At 38.2% G+C, this 22,612-nt stretch carries 21 protein-coding genes; 15 read left to right on the forward strand and 6 right to left on the reverse strand.

The genetic code is table 11. The features are described from left to right. Nucleotides 1-55: 55 nt before the first annotated feature. The 4 genes from CP355_RS05795 to CP355_RS05810 form a co-directional block, all read right to left on the reverse strand. Nucleotides 56-682 carry a PepSY domain-containing protein gene (locus CP355_RS05795; RefSeq protein ID WP_098044086.1) on the reverse strand — a complete coding sequence of 209 codons (627 nt, stop codon included), beginning with the start codon at nucleotides 680-682 and terminating at the stop codon, nucleotides 56-58. A gap of 150 nt (nucleotides 683-832) precedes the next feature. Next, on the reverse strand, nucleotides 833-1,336 hold the full coding sequence (locus tag CP355_RS05800) for a nucleoside 2-deoxyribosyltransferase (protein ID WP_025006001.1): 504 nt from the start codon (nucleotides 1,334-1,336) through the stop codon (nucleotides 833-835). 50 nt (nucleotides 1,337-1,386) lie between these two features. After that, nucleotides 1,387-2,388, reverse strand: a complete 1,002-nt coding sequence (add, locus tag CP355_RS05805; RefSeq protein WP_098044087.1) for an adenosine deaminase — start codon at nucleotides 2,386-2,388, stop codon at nucleotides 1,387-1,389. 88 nt (nucleotides 2,389-2,476) lie between these two features. Beyond that, nucleotides 2,477-3,391 carry a prolyl aminopeptidase gene (locus tag CP355_RS05810; protein WP_003627833.1) on the reverse strand — a complete coding sequence of 305 codons (915 nt, stop codon included), beginning with the start codon at nucleotides 3,389-3,391 and terminating at the stop codon, nucleotides 2,477-2,479. Between the two features lie 117 nt (nucleotides 3,392-3,508). Here CP355_RS05810 and CP355_RS05815 point away from each other — a divergent pair, with 117 nt between their 5' ends. Continuing rightward, nucleotides 3,509-5,113 (forward strand): ABC transporter ATP-binding protein, encoded by a 1,605-nt coding sequence (locus CP355_RS05815; protein ID WP_098044088.1) that lies wholly within the window; start codon nucleotides 3,509-3,511, stop codon nucleotides 5,111-5,113. A gap of 158 nt (nucleotides 5,114-5,271) precedes the next feature. Beyond that, nucleotides 5,272-6,015, forward strand: coding sequence for a PAS domain-containing protein (locus tag CP355_RS05820; RefSeq protein WP_025005999.1), 744 nt, complete (start codon nucleotides 5,272-5,274; stop codon nucleotides 6,013-6,015). Between the two features lie 2 nt (nucleotides 6,016-6,017). Here the strand turns inward: CP355_RS05820 and CP355_RS05825 are convergent, their stop codons facing one another. Both CP355_RS05825 and CP355_RS05830 read right to left on the reverse strand, forming a co-directional pair. Continuing rightward, nucleotides 6,018-6,338 (reverse strand): hypothetical protein, encoded by a 321-nt coding sequence (locus CP355_RS05825; RefSeq protein WP_098044089.1) that lies wholly within the window; start codon nucleotides 6,336-6,338, stop codon nucleotides 6,018-6,020. Nucleotides 6,339-6,465: 127 nt separating this feature from the next. Further along, nucleotides 6,466-8,742 (reverse strand): LPXTG cell wall anchor domain-containing protein, encoded by a 2,277-nt coding sequence (locus tag CP355_RS05830; protein WP_098044090.1) that lies wholly within the window; start codon nucleotides 8,740-8,742, stop codon nucleotides 6,466-6,468. A gap of 339 nt (nucleotides 8,743-9,081) precedes the next feature. On the opposite strand from CP355_RS05830, the gene pnuC reads away from it, so the two are divergent. The 13 genes from pnuC (at nucleotide 9,082) to CP355_RS05900 (ending at nucleotide 22,611) form a co-directional block, all read left to right on the forward strand. Continuing rightward, nucleotides 9,082-9,822, forward strand: coding sequence for a nicotinamide riboside transporter PnuC (pnuC, locus tag CP355_RS05835; protein WP_025006479.1), 741 nt, complete (start codon nucleotides 9,082-9,084; stop codon nucleotides 9,820-9,822). A 213-nt stretch (nucleotides 9,823-10,035) separates the two neighbouring features. Continuing rightward, nucleotides 10,036-10,836, forward strand: a complete 801-nt coding sequence (locus tag CP355_RS05845; protein WP_098044091.1) for a Sir2 family NAD-dependent protein deacetylase — start codon at nucleotides 10,036-10,038, stop codon at nucleotides 10,834-10,836. Nucleotides 10,837-10,844: 8 nt separating this feature from the next. After that, nucleotides 10,845-11,798, forward strand: a complete 954-nt coding sequence (locus CP355_RS05850; RefSeq protein WP_025006294.1) for an exonuclease domain-containing protein — start codon at nucleotides 10,845-10,847, stop codon at nucleotides 11,796-11,798. Nucleotides 11,799-11,890: 92 nt separating this feature from the next. Then, nucleotides 11,891-12,748: a DNA/RNA non-specific endonuclease gene (locus CP355_RS05855; RefSeq protein ID WP_087235746.1), complete on the forward strand. Its 858-nt coding sequence runs from the start codon at nucleotides 11,891-11,893 to the stop codon at nucleotides 12,746-12,748. A gap of 37 nt (nucleotides 12,749-12,785) precedes the next feature. Next, the gene (locus CP355_RS05860) at nucleotides 12,786-14,213 is read left to right on the forward strand and encodes a C69 family dipeptidase (protein ID WP_098044092.1); all 1,428 of its coding nucleotides are present in this window, start codon (nucleotides 12,786-12,788) and stop codon (nucleotides 14,211-14,213) included. 254 nt (nucleotides 14,214-14,467) lie between these two features. Further along, the gene (locus tag CP355_RS05865; protein ID WP_098044093.1) at nucleotides 14,468-15,553 is read left to right on the forward strand and encodes an ABC transporter ATP-binding protein; all 1,086 of its coding nucleotides are present in this window, start codon (nucleotides 14,468-14,470) and stop codon (nucleotides 15,551-15,553) included. Further along, entirely contained in the window at nucleotides 15,553-16,419 is an 867-nt protein-coding gene (locus CP355_RS05870) for a carbohydrate ABC transporter permease (protein WP_025006297.1), read from the forward strand. Before CP355_RS05865 ends, CP355_RS05870 begins: the two co-directional genes overlap by 1 nt. Nucleotides 16,420-16,422: 3 nt before the next feature. Continuing rightward, nucleotides 16,423-17,247, forward strand: coding sequence for a carbohydrate ABC transporter permease (locus CP355_RS05875; RefSeq protein WP_013438528.1), 825 nt, complete (start codon nucleotides 16,423-16,425; stop codon nucleotides 17,245-17,247). Further along, nucleotides 17,231-18,526, forward strand: a complete 1,296-nt coding sequence (locus CP355_RS05880; protein ID WP_087235743.1) for an MBL fold metallo-hydrolase — start codon at nucleotides 17,231-17,233, stop codon at nucleotides 18,524-18,526. The genes CP355_RS05875 and CP355_RS05880 overlap by 17 nt, the downstream gene beginning before the upstream one ends. A 53-nt stretch (nucleotides 18,527-18,579) precedes the next feature. Further along, the gene (locus CP355_RS05885; RefSeq protein WP_087235742.1) at nucleotides 18,580-19,884 is read left to right on the forward strand and encodes an extracellular solute-binding protein; all 1,305 of its coding nucleotides are present in this window, start codon (nucleotides 18,580-18,582) and stop codon (nucleotides 19,882-19,884) included. 138 nt (nucleotides 19,885-20,022) lie between these two features. Further along, nucleotides 20,023-20,940, forward strand: a complete 918-nt coding sequence (locus CP355_RS05890; protein ID WP_056945472.1) for a magnesium transporter CorA family protein — start codon at nucleotides 20,023-20,025, stop codon at nucleotides 20,938-20,940. Nucleotides 20,941-20,952: 12 nt separating this feature from the next. Continuing rightward, nucleotides 20,953-21,903: a serine hydrolase gene (locus CP355_RS05895; RefSeq protein ID WP_098044094.1), complete on the forward strand. Its 951-nt coding sequence runs from the start codon at nucleotides 20,953-20,955 to the stop codon at nucleotides 21,901-21,903. A gap of 135 nt (nucleotides 21,904-22,038) precedes the next feature. After that, complete coding sequence (locus CP355_RS05900) at nucleotides 22,039-22,611, forward strand: TetR/AcrR family transcriptional regulator (RefSeq protein WP_098036662.1); 573 nt, start codon at nucleotides 22,039-22,041, stop codon at nucleotides 22,609-22,611. Nucleotide 22,612 lies beyond the last annotated feature (1 nt).

Raw genomic sequence — 22,612 nt, forward strand, 5'->3', positions numbered from 1 at the left:
TAGGAAATCATCGTTCTTTTTTCCTGTCTGAGAATTAGTTTTTTCCCAGACACTTTTAGTCATTATCATCGCCATGATCGCGATCAGTTCTCACAACGTCTTTGCTAGTGGCATTAATCTTAACTTCAGTTGACTTAGTGCCATCGCTTACTTCAACATCCCAGTAAGCCTTGCCATCGTCTTCATCGAGTTCAAGATTCCATTCTTTACTTACGCCGTCAGCATGTTTTTCCGCAATCTTAGTTGCTTCATCACGGCTGATTACGCTATCAAGATCAAGCGCTTTTTGGTGACGATCGTCTAAGTCAAGCTTTTCAGAATGTGAATGTAACAACTTGCCAGTATCGGCGTTAATTGTTGCAGTATATTCATTAGTCTTGTCAAAACCGTCGATTTCATAAACGTAGGTACCGTTTTCTTGCTTCAAATCAATACTCTTAATTTTCTTGTTAGGGTATTTTTCATTGAATTTGTTTAAAGCTTCGCTTTGACTGAGATCAATTTTAGTTCTCTTAAGCTTGGTTTCGTTTTGCTTAACTGCCTTATTAGTATTCTTCTTTGACTTTTCAACCTTAGAAGATTGGGTTGATTCACTGTGATCATTGTTGCTACATGCAACAGTACCAACAGCTAAAGCGCCAATTAAGGCAGCACCAGCGGTGAGTTTAGTTAATTTATTCATACACATTTCTCCTGACACATTTACATCAATATCATTTTCTATATCATGATATTAATTATACACGCTTACGAGAAATAAGTATAGATAAAAATGACATATTGTCACTGACTTATGTATTTCTTAATGAAATTAAGGGATTGCTTATTGATATTAGATAATGCCGTAGCCGCGAACTGGATTAGAAGGACATTCGTTGAAGTTATATTCAGCAAGTTTTTCAAATTCAGTATTGCCATCGATGATCGTGGTTACGCCTTGAGCGATCATCAGATTCATTTTCTTCTCTTTTTCAGGATGCTCAGTAAATGGCACCAAGATTACCGGCTTGTGCATGGCACGCATGAAGCCAATCTCAAAGGCAGAACCATCATCCAATTGATCCATATCATATAAAAATACGCCGCAAGTGGCATTTGAAATACCAGTTAAATCATTTTGGTAAGTCGCATCCCGCCAAACCATGCTTCTGATACCGCCGATTTCAGGATTCTTTTCGTCCGGATCGGTGAAACCATCATCAAAGGGGAAGAAGACATGCGCGATGCTTGGATTCTTTGCTAACAACTCTTTTGCCTTGGCTGCTCTTTCTCTTTGAGCATCGCTGTAAAATGGTGAACCTAAATAAATTTTTCCTGTTGGAACTACTGCTTTCATAATTTTTCTCCATCATAGTTAATTTAAAAATTAGTTTGATTTTAGCACATTTAGATTAAAGAAAATAATCGCTTTTTCTCCGCATTTGAGCAAAAGGCGGCAGTAACCGCGTTTAAATAGAGTTGTTTTTCGTCGGCTCGAGTTAACCCCGTCTTTTCTTCTAACAGTTGGTATTCATGGGGCAAGTCGATGTTAGAAACGGTCATGTCATCAGAATTGAGCGTGACGTTAACGCCCTGATTGAGCAACTTTTTAACAGGGTAGTGGTCAATTTGATCAAATACTTTAGTATTCAAATTTGAGGTAGCGCAACATTCTAACGTGATCTTGTTTTGGATGAGCTCTGCTACTAGCTGCGTATCTTCAATGCAGCGGATGCCGTGGCCGATGCGCCTGGCTCCTAAATCTAACGTTTGGTAAATCGACTCTGGGCCCATCGCTTCGCCTGCATGAATGGTGAAAGGAATGCTGTTTTGACTAGCAAGATTAAACAAAGAAGTATGATTGCTGATGGCAAAGGCGGGCGTTTCGGCTCCAGCTAGATCTAAGCCACTGACGCCACGGTCCAGAAAATGCTTAGCTACAGTGATCGTTTCTAGGTTCTGGTCATAATTATGAGGTAGTCGCATCAGGCACAGCAGCAGATTAGCATGTAGCTCAGGCTGACTAGAGGAATGCATTTTTTGCCAATTAAAAAACTGGTTTAAGCCGCTAATCGCTGCGCGCACTACTTCCTCTTGAGTCAGACCTTGCTCAGTATGAAGCTGGGGCGCAAAACGAATCTCGACGTAAACCAGTCCCTGTTTCTTTATTTTTTTTAGCAAACTAAATACAATCAGTTGCAGATCAGCTGCCGTTTGCATTAAATGAACGGGAAAAGCAAATTTCTCCAGAAATTCATTTAAATCACGGCAGTCAGGACCCACCGATAGTTTTTGCCGCAGAATTTGATCATCAATAGTAGGCAGGCCATGGATGGTCATTAACTCTTTGATAGTGGTGAATGGTACGGAACCATCTAGGTGAAGGTGTAAATCAATCAGTTTCCTCATATTGTCATCCCCTTAAATATGTTAAATTGTTCTAATTCTAGCATATTAGGGAGAAAAAAGAAGCCCAAATTGGACTTCTTTTCAATCTTTATTCACCTTTAAAAGTGCCGTTTTCAACTTCACGAATGAAGTCAGCTAAGTGCTTGTAGTATACGTCTGGGTTATCAACCATGTGGTGGTGACCACCATCTGGAGTAGTAACCAAGCGTGAGTTAGGAATTTCCTTTTGCATAATCTTAGCAGTAGAAATTGGCATAGTTTCATTTTCACCAAAGGTAAGCAAAGTAGGAACCTTGATGTTCTTCAATTGATCTCTGAAGTGCCAGTCCTTCAACTTACCAGTGATGACAAATTCGTTATCACCTTGGAATGCGTGGTAAACAGCACTACCGCCGATATCCTTCAAGTGGTAAAGCTTAGAAGGTTGCTTACGGTCAACGAAGTTAATGTTCAAGATTTGGACATCATCTTGGTAACGTTGGTTGTCGTAGTCATTGTTCTTTTCGCATTCATGCATAAAGTCGATTTCAGTCTGTGGAAGAACTTCTTGTCTTCTTCTATTAACTGAAGCAACGTATTCATCAATTTCGTCAACCATGGATGAAATGATGGCACCCTTTAAATGTTGACCATATTTAACTGCGTATTCTTGAACAAGAAGTCCACCCCAGCTTTGACCAATTAAATAAAAGTTATCGAGGCCAAGCTTTTCACGCACTTCATCAACTTCGTCTAAGAAGTATTCGTAAGTCAAATATTTTTTAGCAATTTCAGGATCAGAGTAATCAGGTTGATCTGAATAAAGAGAACCCAATTGATCGTACATGGTAACTTGAACGTTAAGACCTTGCTTCTTCAATTGTTCAGCAGTGTCTTCCCAGTATTCGTGGTTGCCGCCAGGACCGCCGTGAAGAGCTAATAAATGAATATCACCTTCGCCTTGAGTGTTGGTCCATAAGTGATAACCGTTGTCTAAAGTAATAATTTTAGTACCAGTTTTCATAGAATTTCCTTTCAGTCTTTATTAAAAATAGAATGTATTACATTAATTATCGTATCAGATTGAGAAAAAGACAAGTATGCGGGTATAATGGTTCAAGTATATAAAAAAGGAGAGTTTATGAGTCTTAAATATGCTAAAAAAAGCCAAATAATTAGCTTTACCATTTTGGCTGCAATTAAAGCCTGCAACATCGTCTTTGTAGCTTACATGATCCAAATCATGTTGAATGTGGCTTCATCTGGTTCACATGATTACATGCATTTGATTAGACTAGCTTTATTGACTGCTCTAGGACAAATGTGCTTCATGGCCAGCAACTTTGTTTATGAAACAGTTAAAATGGGAATCATTCGTGATGTCAACATGACTTTGAAGAGAGCTAACCTGCGCTATCTGGTTGATCAGGGGGATCCAGATATTAAGAGTGGCTTGTCACTGATGACCAACGATTTGAAGCAAATTGAAACTAATCGTGTTACTGCTCAATTAGATATGATTTTTCAAGGACTATCATTTTTTGGTGCGATTAGTTTTGCATTTTATAGTTCTTGGCAAATGACTTTAGTATTTTTAGTAGCGACAATTGCACCAGCGTTAGTGCAAATGATTACCAGTCCAATTATTACTAAAAAATCCAAGATCTGGGCTAAAACTAATGCCAATTATACACAGCACGTATCTGATTCATTGAATGGTGCGCAAGCTACTAAGCTTTATAACGTGCGAACAAATATTGTAACGCGTGCCGCAAACGCTGCCCAACAAATGGAAAATGCGTTAAGAAATATGACTTTGACGCAGGCATGGGCACTGGAGTTGATTTATTCAGCTGCGGAACTTTTCTGTTTTATTATTCCATGTACTGTTGGTGGAATATTGATGATGCAAGGCAACTTAAAGGTTGGTACCTTGGTTATGATGGTCGACTTGGCGATGAACTTTATAACGCCAGTCGTAACGCTGTTTAATGAATTTAATCAGGTTAAATCAACAGTGCCGATGTGGGAAAAGACGCAAACGGCTTTGCAGCACGTGATGAAAGATGATAAGCAAAAGATCAGTCATTTTGAAGGCATGAAAGTTGCGGATTTATCTTATGTTACTAATAGCGATCATAAGCGTATTTTTGACGGTGTAAGCTTGCAGATTAAGCCTGGTGAAAAGGTCTTGCTCATGGCCCCAAGTGGTTGGGGTAAAACGACCTTGTTGCGATTGCTTCTTGGATTAAAGAAGCCGCAAGGTGGTAAGATTTTGCTTAATAATAAGAACGTAACGGGTAATTGGGATGCAGCCCATAACTATTATTCTTATGTCAATCAAAAGCCGTTTATGTTTGATGATACACTTCGCTTTAACATCACATTGGGAAGACAAGTTAGTGATGAGCAATTGAAGCAAGTAATTAATGAAGCAGGACTTGATGAACTGGTGAAAGAACAAGGCTTAGACAAACAAGTCGGTGAAAACGGTAGTGAACTTTCAGGTGGTCAAATTCAAAGAGTAGAAATTGCACGTGCGCTGCTTTCTGGCAGACCAATCTTACTGGCTGATGAAGCAACGAGTGCGCTTGATCCTAAGCTGTCCCTTGATATTCACAAGACCTTGCTTAAAAATCCTAAGGTAGCTGTACTTGAGGTGGCTCACAAGATATCACCAGAAGAAAAGGCTATGTTTGATGTAATTATTCATTTGGATAAGCATACAGTTGAAACTAAGATGTAAGGGGTGTTAATCCCTTATTTTTATGTAAATATTTATATAATTTAATATATGATATTCACACAAATAATATTCCTATAAATGATATCTTTTATTGAAATGTAACCACTTCCACTATATAATCAAAGTAACAATGATAATTCTTTTAGGGGGATGAAATTATGGCTGAGCCCAAATGGTTACACAATATGAATTCTGATGAATATTTAAGAGAAGACTTTGAAGCAAAAGGAAAGTCTAGGTATACAGTTGAAGGTATCGATAAAAATGATCCTGACTGGTTAGACAAGGCTGCTAAGAAGGTTCACGCTGCAGAAGGTGATGACTATGTTAAGCTTGATTCAGGTCTTTTGACAGTAAATCAATTGAATTGGATGCTTCGTAATACGATTGGTGAAATGACCTTTGTTGACGATAATAATCAATTCTTGTGGTACAACCGTCCAGTCGATCCAAATGCAAAGATGAAAGCTAAGCGTACTCCTGATCAAGTTGGGGATAACATGGGTGCAGTTCACCCAGATGTACGTGACGTTATTCCTAATGCTAAGAAGGTTGTTCATGCATTGCGTGAAAAGCAAGATGGTCACGATGATGTTTATATGCCCGTGCCAACCGGTAACTTAAAGCAGTTGGTTTTGCACTACTATAAGCGTGTGGAAGATGATAACGGCAACTATGCTGGTATTTATGAATGGGTACAAGATTTGTATCCATTAGTTAAGTACTTCTGTGAAACTACTGGTCAAAAATTGGTAGTTGATGATGACGCAACAACTGGTGCAACTTATCGTAGAAATTCTGATCCAGATGCAGTCAGTGGTGCTTCTACTAAGGCTAAGGCGGCTAAAGAAGAAAAGGTTGAAGAAAAGCCTGACACTACTTCAGGTGCTTCACAACATTAATTTTAGAAAGAAAAGCAGCTAGGTTTTACTGCGATCATGATTTCGTCAGGAATATTATTTAGAGTAATGTCTTCTTCTGGATAAGCAAAGTATGGCATGATTTTATAATATTGAGGAATATGCAAATCAATTAAGATTCTTAAGGCATCCTTGGTGATAACCCGGTTATCCTTGACTGGATTAAGAGAATGAGAGTCAACTTTATTGCCTTCGGCATCGTAATAATTAATCGTAATTTTTTTGGTAGGTAGAGACGGGGAACTAAATAATGAAGTAGTACGTTTAACTACTTTTTTGGGAATACTTGTTATGTTTGATTTCAATATATTCAGCCTCGCTTCTTAAATTAATTATATTAATCGTATCAACTATTTTTTTGATTTATAAATGACACAATGTCACTATTCAGAAATAATTAAAAAACGACTCTTAGATGAGTAGTTTTCGTAATTAGTTCTTCTTTTTGATAATAAGGCCAAGTGAGAGAAGAGCCACTGCAACTGCGCTCATCACAGCACCGATAGAGATAAGTGGGTTCTGCTTTTCGCCAGTTTCTGGCAAAGCGATCTCTTTTTCAGTTGATGTTTCAACGACTGTACTGGTGCTTGTTTGAGGAGTTGCCTTTTCTTCTTTTTGTTGTTCTTGAACCTTGTTAGTTGTAGACTTAACTACATTTTCAGGAAACGGACGAATGAAGTCTTCTTCATCTTGTTTTTCCTCTTCTTTAGGTTCTTCTTCCTCTCCGATAGGGTCTACTACATCTTCAGGAAGCGGACGAATGAAGTCTTCTTCATCTTGTTTTTCCTCTTCTTTAGGTTCTTCTTCCTCTCCGATAGGGTCTACTACATCTTCAGGAAGCGGACGAATGAAGTCTTCTTCATCTTGTTTTTCCTCTTCTTTAGGTTCTTCTTCCTCTCCGATAGGGTCTACTACATCTTCAGGAAGCGGACGAATGAAGTCTTCTTCATCTTGTTTTTCCTCTTCTTTAGGTTCTTCTTCCTCTCCGATAGGGTCTACTACATCTTCAAGAAGTGGGCGGATGAAGTCTTCTTCACTAGGAGGAAGTTCTTCATCAGTAGGAGGTGTAGTTGGCTCTTCGGGTTTAGGCTCTTCCGGAGTTGGGTCTTCCGGAGTTGGGTCTTCCGGCTTAGGCTCTTCCGAAGTTGGGTCTTCCGGAGTTGGGTCTTCCGGAGTTGGGTCTTCCGGAGTTGGGTCTTCCGGCTTAGGCTCTTCAGGAATCTGAATTTCCTCCATTGGTGGAACTAAGTCCCAACGGTGACTTTCACCTTTGATAGTAACCTTGTCTCCGATGATGTTACCATCCACGTTTACATTTGTAGTAATGTGTGCGTTTGAAGCTAGAATGCTGCCTAAGTGGTAGTCACCATCAATGTTCAATGAGTTAAGGTTGGTACCAAAGTTCCACAATAACTTGTTAGCTTGACCATGCTTTTCACTAGAACCATTTACATTGTTTTGGTCTGAGTATTCTAAAACCAGATGTGTATTTACAGTCAAGTCTCCGTTTTGAACATTAGTAACATTCAAAATGATGATTGGAGCATTTTCACCAGCAGGGATACCCTTGATAGTGATATTGCGCTTGTTATCACCTGAGATGTGACTAGCATCAACTGTTACGTAAATAGGTTCTTTTCTATCACCGGCATTTTTGATTGCTTCGGAAACATCGATCCAACTGTTATTGTGGTCAGTGAAGTCAGCCTTAACACCCTCAGTTTGGCTTTGGCCTGCCCAGTTGTCTGACTTTTCACCTAATTTGTCTAACTCACCTTGAATGTCTAAAGGCTTGTCAGCTTGAATAATGTGGCTGTGCTTAATGTCAACTTTTTGCCATTTAGGTTCATCCTTAGTACCAAAGTTAACTTGAATAGCGCCACCATTTTCGTATGAACGGTATTCAATGTCTGGGCCGAAGATAACTAACTTGTTGTCACCATTAATTTTATTGAGGTGGTCAATGCTACCGATGTAGTGAATATCACCATTAGTTAAGTTGCTGGTAGCACCTGAGTTAGTGCCAAAATCGCCAGCGCCAACTTTATCTGCGGCAATATTACCAGCAATGTGCACTTGACCATCTACTTCATTACCAAAGATGTGGAAGATACCGGCAATTCCCAATGGGTGTTTTGCAGCTACTTCCTCGATATATTTTTTAATATCTTCTAATTTTTTTGTTTCTTCTTCATCCTCTCTGTCTACTTTTTCAGTATCAACGTTAATTGTTGGCTTCTTAGTAGTTGTTTCAGTTTGATTTGTATTTTCTGGAGAAGAAGTTTCAGTTTTATCAGTAGTGGTTTGATCTTCGGTGACGGTTGCATCATTAGTAGTTGCATTTTCTACCGTTGATTCTTCTTTAGCTGTATTTTCAGCTTTGTTGATTTCAGTGGCAGTTTCAACTTGAGTATTTTCAGAAATAGTTTCTGTATTTTGAGTAATTTCTGAATTTACTGGAGTTGATTGATCATCATTTGAAGTTGAAACTTCAGTAGTGGATTCAGGAGTAATATCTTCTACTGAAGATTCAGTAGTATCTGTTGTACCCCCTCTGATTTCGATAGCGCTTATATCGATACCATCATTTACTGTAGCTGACACGATACCAGAAGTAGTGTTAGCGAAAATACCGAAAGTCAATAAAACCGCAACAGCGCCCTTACTTAATTTTCTAATTGCAAATTGTGATTTTGTTGATTTAAACATTTTTTTACCATCATCTGGATAGTATGACAATATGTCACTAATTTACACTTATATTATATGATGGTGTGTCACTCCAGAATAGTACTTTTTGAGTACCTTTATATATTCTTAAGTATTCAAATTTGATTTTATATAGATGAAAATCAAAACTAATAATTTTTCTCATAAACACAACATATAGACATTTTTAAGTGCTATTAGCACAATATTTTGTAAGATTCAAGATTGTATAAAATGCTTAATTCGATTACGATATATATCGATGCTTTTATTAGGAAAAAGCGGATAAGGCACAAAATGTTGTGTTTTGTGAACCTAAATTTAAAGGAGTTTGTGTAGATGGAAAGAGAACACGAGAATTATTTCGTTTGGCTATTTAATCAATTAAAGGGATGGCCAATACAAAATTATTGTTTATGGTTTTTTGCTTTTGGTTTTCAATTAGCATTACTTATTCAAGCTAAGGTTACCAGCGTAACTTTAATTACTTTTATTGGTACTTTATTAGGTACGCTTTGTGTATTGGCAATTAATGCTACTAAGGCAATTAATGGATGGTTAGGATTAGTATCAGCAGCTTGCTTTATTTATGCAGGTTGGTCAGCTAAGAATTATCTTTCCATCTTTGAACAAATTGCTTATATTGCAACTTTGGACTTACCAGTTATTTTGTCAGTAAAGTCATGGAATAATGATACTAAGAACCATTTGAGAAAATTTGGCTCAAAAGAATGGTTAATCGCCATCGTTGGTACCTTGCTTGTTTATGTGGTTTCTGGTTACTTAATTGGTAAGTTTACTAATGATCCTCGTCCTTGGGTTGATGCAATTAGTTTCGCTATCTCACTTACTGCCGGAATTATGTGCTTCATGCGTTATAACAACCAATACTTCTGGTGGACCGCTAGTGGCGTGTTCCAATTGATTCTTTGGGGCATTACTTATGCTGAAGGCGATGCTAACTTGGCTATGGCTATTAACTCATTAATTTATGTAGCAAACGATGTCTTAGCATTTACCGTTTCACCTTGGTTTAACATGGGACGTCGTCATGCTGGGCTTAAGGAAATTTCTAAATAATAAGATTTAAAAAGCAGCGCAAAAAACGCTGCTTTTTTATTATGGTAGAATTAAACAAAAAAGTTGAAGAATAAGAAAATCAGGATGAAAAGCATGGCTTGAGCAAGAAGTACAAGCTGCAGGTTATAATGGAATCAATGATGTGTTCTTAGGTGAATACATCGATGGACAATTACGTTTGACCGGTTATTCTAAATAAGAAAAGAGATAAAGATGGCAGATTTTACTAAGGTAAAAGAATGGATTAAAGATGCGGATGCAGTGATCGTTACTGCAGGTAATGGCATGGCTAAAGAAGAAGGATTGGACATCTTAAGTGAAGAAAACTTCGATGACCAGTTTGGCAAAATTGCCGACAAATACGATGTGCATACAATTGGGGATGCCCTTGATAAGAAATTCGAATCTTGGAGTGAACAATGGGGTTTTTGGAGTGAATTGGTGAATGAATATTCTCTTCAATACGAACCTGGTGAAACGATGCAAGCTTTAAAGAAACTTTTGCAAGATAAGGAATACTTTATTGCAACTAGTACTTTTGCTCACTTTTTTGAAAATGCTGGTTTTAATGAGAATCACATTTTCAATGTCTTTGGCGATTGGACCAGAATGCAATGTTCTAGTGGTATTAACCATGGACAAAAAGATGATCGTGAAGTAGTCAAAAAATTTTTAGTGGGTGAAGGTGAAGTGCCAAAATGTGAAGATTGCAACAGTCCAATGGAGTTGCACATGCCGCTTAATGCTAACTTCTTCCCTGATACAGATGCTAATACTCGTTTTCGTTGGTTTTTAACTGGTAATGAAGACAAGAAAGTTGTAGTTTTAGAGCTTGGCGTCGATGAGACTAGTCCACAGCTTCTTGATCCAATGGTTAAATTGGTAGAACAATTTCCAAATTGGAAGTATGTAGCAGCTGATTTGGCTGATGAAGACATGCCAGATGATTTGAAGAAGAGATCAGCAGGCTTTGCAACTAGCTCGCGTGATATGTTGATGAATTTAACTAAATAGGGTGAACGATGAGTATTTACGTAAAAAACGGGGTTTTGCATGTAGATGGTGCACAAGATAAACTCCGGCAAAAGGGACAAGAAAAACCAGACTTTTTGTCTAATTACACAATGCTTGATATTGAAACAACTGGTCTTAGTCCTTTCCGTGATCGGATTACCGAACTGGGTGGGGTAAAAGTGAGAAATGGTCAAATTGTTGATCAATACACTAATTTAGTAAAATTCTCTAAAAATAATAAAGTTCCTGCTTTTATTACTAAATTAAACGGAATTACTGAAGAACAGTTAGTTAATGAAGGAATTCCTGCAGAACAGGCAATTAAGGAATTTCGTGAGTTTATCAGTGATGACATCATTATTGGTTATAATGTTAACTTTGACTTGAACTTCTTATATGATCTTAGTCAAAAGTACAACTTGCCAGTTTTAAATAATGATTATGTCGATGTGCTTCGCCTAGCAAGAGTATATTATCCGCGCCAGCATAATCGTTTGATTGACTGCATGCAGCGTGCGGGAATTGCTCAAGTAGAACAGCACCACGGCTTGGCAGATTCTCTTGATACAATTAAGGTGTATAACGACTTTAATCAGCATTTTACGGAGGATTTATTAGAGCAGGCAATTGGCAAAATTAAGAATGTCGATTTAACTGGGGATGAAGTTGATTGTTACCAACTTGGGTTCCGTAATCCTGTTCAAGATAAAAATATTGTTTTATCTGGTAATTTACACATGTATCAGCACGATGCGGAAAAAATGATTAACAATATGGGTGGTCAACTTGATCAAAATGTAGAAAATACTACGAATTATTTGATTATGGGTGATCATGATTTCTTTAGAAAAGATAATGATGACTTGAATAGAGCGCGTTTATTGATTAAAGATGGGGCTAAGATTAAGCGTTTATCAGAGAGTTTCTTTTTATCAATGCTTGATGATTGGGCTCGTAGTTAAAAGCTATCTTGAAAAAAGATGGCTTTTTTCTTTTGTTCTATTGCAAACTGATGTTTGAATTAGTATTATTTCTTAATAAATGGAGGATTTTTATGGCAAGAAGAAAACGTAAAAAACAGGGGACAGTTCTGTCATCAGTTATTGTTCTGATAGCAATCGCATGGGGACTTTTTACTAAAGCTGGCGGCGATCCAAGTGGTAGTCAATTTTTGAAAGATTTTACCGGTAATCATGATGAACAGCATGTAACCAACACGATTGGGGATGCTTCTAAAGCGAATAAGGCTTATGGCGGATTGTCTGATGTTGATTATAAAAAGTTAGCTAATTTGAATTTTAAGAGCGGAGATAAAGCTTTTACTGTAGTGAATCACAACCGCTCAACTTTAGTGAAAAATTCATGGAAGGTTAATCGTGTAATTTATTCTAATCTTGATTCACTTAACCGGACCTCTCGTCCTAACACTGCATTTTTAGAAAAGCGCAATGTGGCTAATGATAGTTTGAGAGTACGGCAATTTGTAGAGCCCACTGGCTGGCACTATAATCGTAGAAATGGCACACAAATTTATAATCGCGGCCACTTAATTGCTTATTCTGTTTCAGCTGGTATTGATCAAGATGGTAATTACAGTCCGCGTAATCAGTCAGGTGATCAGAATAACCCTAAGAATTTGTTTACTCAGTCTGCTTTTTCTAATCAAAAAATTCAGACAATTTTTGAAGCAAAGGTGCGTAAAGCATTACGTCAAAATAAGCGGGTAATTTACCAGGCAACCGCAATTTTTAGGGGCAATGAACTAATGGCACGAGGGGTAAATCTACAAGCTGTTTCTACTGATGGCTCATTAAATTTCAATGTTTATCTTTATAACGTGCAACCTGGCTATGAATTCAACTATAATAATGGCAGGGCTAAAGTTAATCAACAAATTCAGGTTAATGAATAGCAAAATTTGAATATAGATTAAAAAAGGAAGTACATGCATGAAAAAAGATAACTGTACCGCGATGCTTGTTGGTAAAGATGCTTCAATTGATGGCTCAACTATGATTGCTCGTGACGAAGATGGTTACGGCGGCATCAATGAAAAGCTTTTTGTTGTCAACAAAGCACGCCACTATGATGAAGACTACGTTTCAAAATACAACGGCTTTAAGATGCATCTTGAAGGTGATGGCTGCAAGTGGACTGCTGCTCCAACTGCAGACGGTTCAGAAGGTCGTTGGGATGAACAAGGTATTAACGAATATAACGTTGCCATGTCAGCTACCGAAACTGAAGCAACTAATGCACGTTGCTTAGGCCATGACCCACTCGTTGAAGATGGTATTAATGAAGATTCAATGGTTTATATCACCTTGCCATTTGTTAAGACTGCGCGTGAAGGGGTATTACGCTTAGGCCGTTTAATTGAAAAATATGGTACTGGTGAAACTAACGGAATTGCTTTTTCAGATAATAAAGAAGTTTGGTACCTTGAAACTGGTGCAGGTCACCAATGGGTAGCTGCTCGTGTGCCAGATGATTCTTACGCAATTTGTCCTAACATTATGGTGATTCAACACGTTGATTTTGATGATCCAGACAACTTTATGTATTCAGAAGGTATTCAAGAATTCGTTGAAAAGAATCATTTGAATAATAGTACTGATGGCAGTTTCTCATTTAGAGATATTTTTGGCACTAAGGATGAAGCTGATGCTTTCTACAACACCCCAAGAACCTGGTATGGTCAAAAGTTGTTTAATCCAAGCATTGAACAAGATCCAACTAGCCAAGAAATGCCATTTACTCGTGTACCTGAAAAGAAGATTGGCGTTGAAGATGTACAAAGATTTTTGACTAGTCACTACAACGGCACCCCATATGATCCAATGGATACCTTCTCATCTGGCACAGAAAAAGAACAAAAGATGTTCCGTTCTATTGCCTTAGATAGAAACCAAGAATCAAGCATTTTGCAAATCAGAAACGATGTTCCTGCTAAAATGGCCGCAATTCAATGGATTAACATGGGCTTTTATGCATATTCACCATATGTTCCTTTCTATACTAATATTGAAGATACACCACTTAACTATAAGGTGGCTGAACACATGGTAGATCCTGATAGCAGTGCTTACTGGCTCTACAAGACTTTGCAAGTAATTGTCGAACCACGTTACCACCAATACATTTATGAAGTAAATGCTTACCGTGACGATTGCCAAAGTTATGCTATTAGCCGTGTTGACGCTATTGATGAAAAAGCTAAAGATCTTGAAGATACAGAATTGATCAAGTACTTGACTAATGCCAATGATGAGACTGCTGGTGTGATTACCAAGAAGACTAAGAAGTTAATGAGTGATTTGGTAAGACAAGCATTAAACAGCTCTAAATATCAATTCGAACGCGGAGATAATTTATAAAAAATAGGTCATGTTCAACCATGACCTTTTTTGGTGCGTACCACAACATTTAGAAAACGCGAACAAAAAAATAAAATATTATAACGCGAAGGCTTGAATACGAACAAAATCCGAATACTGAGAGAAATTTATTTCATCAACACTGAGAAACCACGAATTTTTTAACTGAATCATTTGTGCTTTTTGCCCTTTTAGCTTAGAATTAATAGAGAAATTTATAAACTTAAATCAATATATAGTGGTGTGTGAAACTTATGAATGATGATAAATTTGTTGAAGTAAAGAACCTTAAAAAGGTTTACGACAATGGTCACGAAGCAATCAAGGACGTTAGCTTCTCAGTTAAGAAAGGCGACCTTGTTTGTTTGCTTGGCCCTTCAGGTTGTGGTAAGACAACCATTTTGAACATGCTTGCTGGTTTACTTAACCCAACCAGCGGCGATATTCTCTTTGATAGCAAGTCTGTCGTAAACGTAGCACCTAAAGATCGTCAAATCGGCTACGTTTTCCAGAACTACGCTTTATACCCACACATGACAGTCCTTCAAAATGTTATGTTTCCTTTAACTGTGGGCAAGCAAAAGATGCCTAAAGACAAGGCTAAGGAGATTGCAGAAAAGTACATGGAAACCACGCAAATCACTGAACTTGCCAACCAAAAGCCAGGTAACTTGTCAGGTGGTCAACAACAGCGTGTCGCAATTGCTCGTGCCTTGGTGCAACAACCTAAGATTTTGCTCATGGACGAACCATTGAGTAACCTTGATGCACGTCTTCGTTTGAAGATTCGTGAAGAAATCCGTAACTTGGTTAAGAAAGTGGGCATCACTACTTTATTTGTTACCCACGACCAAGAAGAAGCCTTATCCATTGGTGATAAAATCATCCTCTTCAACAATGGTGTGATCCAACAAGACGATATGGGTCAAAACTTCTACCTTGAACCAAATAACTACTTCGTTGCTAACTTCGTTGGTAACCCAGTAATCGATAACTTCAAGGTTAATGTAAAAGACGGCAAGATTACCGGCTCAGACTTTGAAATTAATGTAGATGATTTAGATAAAAGTCGCTTCAAGCGTGACTTGACTGATGGCGAATACACATTATCTGTTCGCCCTGAAAATATTTTGCCAGCCAAAACTGGCCATGTTTCAGCTAAGATCGACGACGTTGAATTGATCGGCCGTGAACGTATTTTGAAATTTACTCATGATGGCGTTCAAGCTCGTTCACTTGTTGACCTTGAAACCCAAATTAAGAGGGGAGACAACGTTAACTTAAAGATGCGCCTTGATCGCGTATTCCTCTTTACTAAGGAAGGAGAGCGTGTCTACTAATGAGGAGCAATCAAAAGAAGGCTTGGCTTTTTTTAGCGCCAACAATCATTTTTGTTACTTTCTTTAGTATTTACCCAATTTTACGGGCATTTGTAATGAGTTTCCAAAGCGGTCCATTAATCAATTTGAACTGGACTGGCTTTAGCAACTATCAATACATCTTTAGTGATCCCGAATTTTGGCGCGCAATTAGAAACACTATTCTTTATGCGCTAATTTCGGTGCCTGTAGCATTAGCTATTTCAATCATGCTCGCATGGTTTATTTTCAGTAAGGTAAAGCACAAGTCATTCTTTGAAACGACTTTCTTTATGCCTTACGTTACTTCAACCATTGCGATTGGTATCGTGTTCCGTTACATCTTTAATGGTGAATACGGGATGCTTAACTTCCTGTTAAGAGCACTTCATTTGCCAGCTCCTAACTGGATTGATGATCCATCAATGTCACTGACAACCATCATTATCTTTGGTGTTTGGACATCACTTGCCTTTAACATCGTTATCTTGATGGGTGCTCTTCGTAACATTGATCCAAACTACTACACTATTGCCGATATGTACGGCGCAACCGGTACCGAAAGGTTCTGGCGTATTACTATGCCACAACTTGTACCAACGATCGCCTTCTTATTGACGATGAACATTATTGCGGCATTCAAGATTTATACTTCCGTATATGCATTGTTCAACGGACAAGCAGGTGTCGGAAACTCAGCTACAACGGCAGTGTTCTACATTTATAACAAATTCCAAATTGTAGGTACGCCAGGTGTAGCGATGGCCGCAACGGTAATTTTATTCCTCATCATTATGTTCGTAACCTTCTTACAACGTAAGATGATGAAAAAGATTGGGGGACGGTAAAAAATGAAGAAGATTCGTTGGGGTGCTTTAGTTGCTTACATCGTTTTAGCAATCTTTGCGATTATTACTGTCTTTCCATTTGTTTACATGATTTTGGGCGGACTAATGAGTTTTAGAGAAACGACAACGATTCCGCCAACATTAATTCCTAAGCACTTTGAATGGTCAAACTATGCTAAGGTCTTTGCCCAAGCACCATTTGCTCGTTACTTTTTAAACACCTTTATTACGGCTAGTGTAACGACTATCGTAAGTTTGTTTAACGCACTTCTTGGTGCTTTTGCCATGGTTAACTTGAAGTTCAAGGGTAAGGGCGTTGTACAGGTCGTTCTTTTGTCACTCTTGATGGTGCCAGGTGAAGCAATCATCTTCACTAACTACAACACCATTGCCAGAATGGGCTTACTTAACACCTACATCGGTTTGGTATTACCATTCTTGACTTCAATTTTCTACATGTACTACTTACAAAGCTACTTCGGCTCAATTTCACAAACCATCTACAAGGCTGCGATGATTGACGGGGCTAGCGACTGGGAATACATCTGGAGAATTTTGGTACCAATGTCTAAAGGTGGTTTGTTTACTGTAGCGCTTTTAAGCTTCATTTCAGGTTGGAATTCATTCCTATGGCCATTATTGGTAACCAATGAAGACAGCATGAGACTGTTGAACAACGGTTTAACTTCATTTGCTTCAGATGCAGGTAGTGAAACGCAATTGCAATTAGCAGCTGCTACATTAACCGTTTTGCCAATCTTGATCTTATACTTCATCTTTAGAAAGCAAATTATTCGAGGAGTAGTACGTAATGACCTTAAAGGATAAAACAACCGTTACCTTTTATAACGGTTTAACCACAATTGGTGGACCAATGATCGAAGTGGCTTATAACAAGTCACACGTTCTGTTTGACTTAGGCGAAGTATATCGTCCTGAGTTAAAGCTGCCAGATGAAAGTTACCAAACTTTGATTAAAAATCAGTTGATTGGGGATGTGCCTAATTTTTACGATCCAAAAATTACGGGCAAGCCAATCGATACTGAACGCTGGGAACACTCTGCAGCTTACATTTCACACTTACACTTGGACCACAGCAAGGCCCTAAACTTGCTTGCACCTGAAATTTCACTTTATGCAGGTCCAATTACTGCTCATTTACTTCCTGCTTTGAATGAAAATGGCGACTTTCTTTTACCAGCCGCTGGACACGAGAAGAACTACACTCGTCCAATCATTGCGGCTGAGTATAAGAAGCCGATCAAGGTGGGAGATATTACCTTGGAAATATATCCTAGTGACCACGATGCTTACGGTGCAACTGGCTTACTAGTTAAGACACCGGACAAGCAAATCGCCTACACTGGTGATATTCGTTTGCATGGCTACCACCCAGATTGGGTTCGTGCCTTCATGCAAGCGGCCAAAGCTAGCGATATGTTGATCATTGAGGGTACTGGCGTTTCTTGGCCAGAAGAAAAGCACGATGAAAGCAGCGAAGAATTCACTGGTCCTAAGAACGAAGTGGAGTTAACTGAAAAAATCGTGCGCTTGCAAAACGCCCACCCTGATCGCCAAATCACCTTTAACACTTACCCAACTAACGTGGAGCGTTTGCTTAGAATTGTTTCTGATTCTCCACGTAAGGTGGTTTTGCATGCTAAGCGTGCGCATTTGATTAAGGACAGTCTTAACGAAGATTATCCATATTACTACTTGCCAGAAGACAAGAAGTATTCTGATTTGAATCCAGAGCTTGAAGTCAGCTATGACGAGCTTTTGGCGGATAATCATAAATACTTGTGGCAAGCTGTAAGCGATTATGATAAGCTTCAAGTGGGCGGCCTTTACATCCACTCAAATGCCGAGCCATTGGGTGACTTTGACCCTGCCTACAAGCCATTTGTAGAGCAATTCGCTAAAAATAAAATTGAGTTCATTGCATTGCGTTGCTCAGGCCACGCCGATGAAAAAGAACTCAAAGAAATAATTGGTGGGATTCAGCCAGCTATTTTGGTACCGGTGCACACATTGCATCCGGAGCTGGAAGAGAATCCATTTGGAGAACGTATTTTACCTAAACGTGGTCAAACAGTCACGCTTTAGTAAAATTAAAGATTATTGTTGTTTAGTTTTATTTTTTAGGAGGATTTATCCAAATGAAGTTTAGTAAGAAACTTGCTATGGCTGCCGTTGCTGCTTTAGCCTTAGTAGGAACTGCCGCTTGTTCAAATGGCGGTAGCAACTCTTCATCAAGTTCATCAGAAAAGATCCCATCAAAGATTACTAAGAAGACTACAGTTGTATTTTGGAACGCTATGCCTGGTGTACAAGGTTCTACTTTGAAGCAATTGACTAACGAATTCGAAAAGAAGAACCCAAAGATTAATGTTAAGTTGGAAAACCAAGGTGATTACAATGATTTGCAAGCTAAGATTAACTCAACTTTGCAATCACCAAATAACTTGCCAACTATCACCCAAGCATATCCAGGCTGGCTTTGGAATGCTGCACAAAACAAGATGCTTGTAAACATGACTCCATACATCAACAACAAGAATGTTGGTTGGGGTAGTGCTAAGGCATCCGGTATTAGAACCGAACTTCTTGATGGTGCTAAGATCAAGGGTACCCAATATGGTATTCCGTTTAACAAGTCAATCGAAACCTTGACTTACAACGCTGACATGTTCAAGAAGTATGGCATTAAGAAAGTTCCAACCACTATGGACGAACTTAAGCAAGTGTCAGAAACTATTTACAAGAAGAGTAACCACAAGGTTGTAGGTGCTGGTTTTGACTCACTTTCAAACTACTACACTCTTGGCTTGAAGAACGAAGGCGTTAACTTCTCAGACAAGGTTAACTTCAGTGGTGCTGCTTCAAAGAAAGTTATTAACTACTACGCAGATGGTATCAAGAAGGGTTACTTCAGAGTAGCTGGTTCAGAACACTACCTTTCAGGTCCATTTGCTAACGAAAAGGTTGCTATGTTCATCGGTACTTCAGCAGGTGAAGGTTTCGTTAAGCAAGGTGTAGGCAACAAGTTCACTTACGACGTTGCTCCTCGTCCTGGCAAGTACACTATGCAACAGGGTACTGACATTTACATGTTCAACCACGCAACTGCTGATCAAAAGGCAGCCGCATTTAAGTACATTAAGTTCTTGGTATCTAAGTCAAGTCAACTTAAGTGGGCTAATGCTACTGGTTACATTCCAGTTAACGAAAGCGTTGTAACTTCAAGCGAATACAAGAACAACAAGAGCACCAAGCTTCCTGCTAAACTTGAAGACTCAATGAAGCACTTGTATAGTGTTCCTGTTTCAAAGAACTCAAACGCTGCATACCAACAATTGAACAGCATTATGCAAAACATTTTGTCCGCAGCACAAAAGGGTCAAAATGTTAACAGCCAAATTAACGCTGGTAAGCAAAAGTTTGATGCTGCTTGGAAGCAATAAAACTAAATAGCAAATAATTTTTTAAAGCAGACCGTGCTGGGTCTGCTTTTTTTGATGGAAATAATAAGTTTGCAGTTCCTATGTGCTTAGAAAAAATGTTAACATTTAAGAAGCGAATAAAAAGTAGAGGTGAGCTGGTTGATTAGACAACAAAATTTTCCCGTACCAACAAAATATAAGTGGTACGACATCAACAACTTAAGTGAAGAAGATAGTGAGAAATTGCAAAGAGACTTCAATTTTACCCCGGATATTATTTCTTATATTTCCGACCGTCACGAACGTCCTCACTATGACTATGATGTGCATACGCATAGTCACCTGTTAGTTTATGATGTACCTATTTGGCCAACTAATACAATTAAACATTTCACTTCACACCCAATCACTTTCTTAGTTGTTGGTGAAAATGTCTTTACTTTCCATACGGAATCAACTAGCTATGTTTTTGATGAATTCAATGATGAACACATGCGTGAACGGCTTTCGGAGGCTAAAGATGTAACAGAGCTGTTAATGCTCTTCTTCCTTTATTCATCACAATATTTCCAGCGTGCTGTGACTCAATTGGATGTTGAGCGTAATAGTCTGGATCAGAAATTATCTGATGATATTAATAATAAAGATCTGGTTGAATTATCTAATATTGAAAAAAGTTTAGTTTATTTATCCAGTTCAATTCAAACAGATCTGATGATGCTTCACAGTTTGGACCATAGCAAATTAGACTTTACTAAGGATGCGCGTGAAAGACTTGATGACGTTCTCATTGAGTCAAGCCAGTCCGCAGAAATGGTTCAGATTTCACAACAAGTCACCAAGACGCTGTCGGCTACCTCAAATAACATGATGAACAATAACTTGAACGATACCATGAAATTTTTGACGGTCTGGTCACTGGTATTAACGATTCCAACTATTTTGACAGGGTTCTACGGAATGAATGTTAGTTTACCTATTTTAAAGAATTCGTTTGACTGGATTTTAATTATTGTCTTGATGGTCGTCTTAATGGTTTGGCTGGTCGTTTTGATGAAAAAGCATCACTTCTTTTAAAGAGGAAATCTTATGAAACATAAAATATTGGTAGGTTCGATTATTTCTACTCTGTTGGCATTCATCTTGTATACGAGCAACATGCGACGAGTTGAAAATGCACAATTGAAGATCGTGGGACCGACAACTAGCAAAGTTAAGAAAAGCAAAAAGAAAACTAAAGAGCCAAAAGTAAAAAAGGTTAAAGAACCTAAAGTTAATTCGATTGAATACTCGAATCATATTAAGGCTAAAAGCGGTAGTAATAAACAACTGGTTAAGTTGATTAAGAATGTGATGGGACTTGATGATAGTTATCAAGTTGCCGTGCAAGATTTGAATAATTCTAGTCGCTATGCCGTTGTATCTAATACTGCCAAAGCCCATGACGCTAAAGATGTCATGAAATTGTTCTTGTTGATTGCACTTTATGAACAAGAGCAAAAGGGTAAGATGGGATCTAAAACTGCTGTTAAAATTAAAAAGGCAGATAAAGCTAAGGGCGATGGCATGTTCCAAGTTAATATGGCTTATGGCCTTGCCTACTTGCGTGAAGCTATGTTGAAGAATAATAAGACGGCTTCCAATGCTTTGATAAGAAAAATTGGCATTAAAAATATTGAATCAGTTGCTAAAAGAATGGGAGCTGATCAGACTACTATTGCCAAGAACTTTGATGGCGATAATTATGGTAAAACTACTGCTAATGATTTAGCTAAAACCATGATTGGTCTTTATCAAGGACGGGTCTTGAATCGACAATATGCCAGCAGGGTCTTGAGTGCTTTAGCTAAGTCAAAAGAGCGAATCAAGATGGTTAAAGGCATCACTGGTGGTGTCTATGCTACAGGTGATAATGATTTTGCTACGGCAATTGTTCAAGGCAGAGGAAATTACTGTATAGCTGTTTGGAGCAGCAACAATAAGAATTTTAATAAGTTAGAAAAGAATGTTAACACCTGGTTTGATAAAAAACATAAATAAGAAATAAAGATAATGAAGCTTGAAAAGGGCTTCATTATTTTTTTATTAGAAAAAGCATTTATTTACACATTGTAGATTGTAATCTTCAAATTGTAGTGATATATTATCTAGTATGCTAGGAAAAGGAGGGACGTTATGGCACAAAAGAGAAATCTTGATTTGGATAAAATAATTGATCAAGCAACTAAGTTGATTAGTGAAAAGGGGTTGAGTGCTACAACTTTACCAGCTTTGGCAAAGGCATTAAATGTGCGCTCGCAGTCGCTATATCATTATGTATCTGGTCGCAAGCAATTATTATCTTTAGTTGGTGCAAGGGAGATTAAAATTTTGCGGCATCAATTAATGGATGACTTGATTGGCTTGTCTGGCAGGGATGCATTGCTTAAGTTTGCTGATACGGTGCGGGATTTTTTATTGAGTGACCAGGCTTTATCAAGCATTTTGTATCACTTGAATGAATATCCCAAGGATGCGGCAATTAGCCAAGAGATTTTGGATCTGATCAAATTGGGCGAGAGGCTTAATTTTAGAAAAGAAAGTGCCATTTCGTTCCATGCTTTAATTGGCGCTGTATTGGGTTACGTTTTTTTGGATAATTCTTCTTCATTTGTTGATGAAACAAAGGATGAATCTAATCGTAATTATCATGAGATGATTCTGCGACTTGTAGAACCAGTACCTGAATTACAAATAGGAAGGAAATAGG

The organism is Lactobacillus sp. UMNPBX4, assembly GCF_002554115.1.
In the GTDB taxonomy this organism is placed as follows: domain Bacteria; phylum Bacillota; class Bacilli; order Lactobacillales; family Lactobacillaceae; genus Lactobacillus; species Lactobacillus gallinarum.